The sequence below is a fragment of the Paenibacillus aurantiacus genome (assembly GCF_042431225.1).
GTDB lineage: Bacteria > Bacillota > Bacilli > Paenibacillales > Paenibacillaceae > Paenibacillus_Z > Paenibacillus_Z aurantiacus.
In genome coordinates, this window is sequence record NZ_JBHMDO010000005.1 from 1 (window position 1) to 2128 (window position 2128).

The window sequence follows — 2128 nt, forward strand, 5'->3', positions numbered from 1 at the left end:
GTTGACCGACAGCTGACGGTGCGTGTTCAGTGCTGCAATATTGTGGTTGATAATCATGATTTGTTTCCTCCTTGGAAGTTGAAAGCCCGCTTCCTTGCGGACCTCGTTGATTGGCAGCCAGGGTACCGATTGTCTCGTGCCCTTGCTTACTATATATATATCGGCGGTTTGAGAGATTAGTTTATAGTTTTTTCACTCAAATTTTTGACAGATTGCATGTTTCACTATCCTGGAGCAGAGGCACATTCTCACCAAATGCCGCCGCTCCTACTAACAGACATATGCTAAGCAAGACGGGAACAAAAAAGAAGAAACCCGCGTCATTAACGACGCGGGTTTCTTCCCCAACCGGGGAATCCCAAATGCTATTCCACCTATCCAAGATTAACGAAGAAGTTGGAGTACGCCTTGCGGCTGTTGGTTCGCTTGCGCCAGCATCGCTTGAGCGGCTTGTGCAAGGATGTTGTTCTTCGTTTGGTTCATCATTTCTTTCGCCATGTCTACGTCACGTACGCGGGATTCTGCTGCCGTCAGGTTCTCGGCTGCGTTGTCCACGTTCGCGATGGAGTGCTCCAGACGGTTTTGCAGTGCGCCCAGCTTCGAACGGCCGGAGGAAACTTTCGCGATGTTATCGTCCAGTGTTTTGATCGCTGTCTCAGCGCCTGCTTGCGTGCTGATGTCGGCTGCTGCAAGAGCCGTTTTGATAGCGTCGAGCTTAATGCCGTCCGTGCTCAGGTCCAGTTCGATCTTCTGGTCTTTGTTCGCGCCCACGTGGATTTGAACTTTACCTGCTGTACCAGCCGTGCCGTCAAGCAGCTTCTGCGTGTTGAACTCGGTGTCCGTGTTGATACGGCCGATCTCCGTTGCCAGTGCATCGTACTCGTCTTTCAGGGACGTGCGGTCAGCCGTTACGTTCGTGTCGTTCGCCGATTGAACAGCCAGCTCGCGCATACGCTGCGTAATCGCGTGGACTTCGTTCAGTGCGCCCTCTGCCGTTTGGATCAGGGAGATGCCGTCTTGCGCGTTGCGGGAGGATTGCTCCAGACCGCGGATCTGGCCGCGCATTTTCTCGGAGATGGACAGACCTGCCGCGTCGTCGCCCGCACGGTTGATGCGAAGACCCGAAGAGAGCTTCTCGATCGACTTGTTCGTGTTCGCCGTGTTGACCGACAGCTGACGGTGCGTGTTCAGTGCTGCAATGTTGTGGTTGATAATCATGATTTGTTTCCTCCTTGGAAGTTAAGAGCCGCATCCTTGCGGTTCTTGCTTTTGATAGCAGTCTCGGATGAATCCCCGTTGCTGCTACTATATATATCGGCGCATTGCGAGATTTGTTAATAGCATTTTGTATAAATGCCAAATAAATGAGTGAATCACCGAGCGGAACCAGACAGTGTCCTCCTGCAGATGCGGGAACAACAGCGCTAGAACAGGTTATCATACGTGCACTGGATGTGGTTACCAAGCTACTTAAAGTGAAAACGGAGGTGCCCCAACGTCATCATTTGACGCTGGAACACCTCCTACAATAAAGGGAGAAAAATTAACGGAGCAGCTGCAGAACGCCTTGCGGCTGTTGGTTCGCTTGCGCCAGCATCGCTTGAGCGGCTTGTGCAAGGATGTTGTTCTTCGTTTGGTTCATCATTTCTTTCGCCATGTCCACGTCACGTACGCGGGATTCTGCTGCCGTCAGGTTCTCAGCTGCGTTGTCCACGTTCGCGATGGAGTGCTCCAGGCGGTTTTGCAGCGCGCCCAGCTTCGAACGGCCCGAGGAAATTTTCGCGATGTTGTCATCCAGCGTTTGGATGGCTGTCTCAGCGCCTGCTTGCGTGCTGATGTCGGCTGCAGCAAGAGCCGTTTGGATAGTGTCGAGCTTAATGCCGTCCGTGCTCAGGTCCAGTTCGATCTTCTGATCTTTGTTCGCACCCACGTGGATTTGAACTTTACCTGCTGTACCTGCCGTGCCATCAAGCAGCTTCTGCGTGTTGAACTCGGTGTCCGTGTTGATACGGCCGATCTCGGTTGCCAGTGCATCGTACTCGTCTTTCAGGGACGTACGGTCAGCCGATACGTTCGTGTCGTTCGCCGATTGAACAGCCAGCTCGCGCATACGCTGCGTAATCGCGTG

Annotated in this window: 3 protein-coding genes; 1 reads left to right on the forward strand and 2 read right to left on the reverse strand. The window is 53.1% G+C overall.

Going from position 1 to position 2128, the window contains the following annotated elements:
* Window positions 1–180: hypothetical protein (locus tag ACFFSY_RS03050; RefSeq protein ID WP_377489719.1), on the forward strand; the 180-nt coding region annotated here is incomplete at its 5' end.
* Window positions 181–384: 204 nt separating this feature from the next.
* On the opposite strand, the gene ACFFSY_RS03055 is transcribed toward ACFFSY_RS03050, so the two are convergent.
* Together ACFFSY_RS03055 and ACFFSY_RS03060 are read right to left on the reverse strand one after the other, a co-directional pair.
* Window positions 385–1218, reverse strand: a complete 834-nt coding sequence (locus ACFFSY_RS03055; RefSeq protein ID WP_377489722.1) for a flagellin N-terminal helical domain-containing protein — start codon at window positions 1216–1218, stop codon at window positions 385–387.
* 325 nt (window positions 1219–1543) lie between these two features.
* Window positions 1544–2128, reverse strand: a 585-nt coding sequence (locus ACFFSY_RS03060) for a flagellin (RefSeq protein ID WP_377489725.1), incomplete at its 5' end; no start/stop codon positions are given.

Excerpts from the sequence above, each read along its gene's own strand:
- ACFFSY_RS03055 (WP_377489722.1), bottom strand. The coding sequence starts at position 1,218 with ATGATTATCAACCACAACATTGCAGCACTGAACACGCACCGTCAGCTG.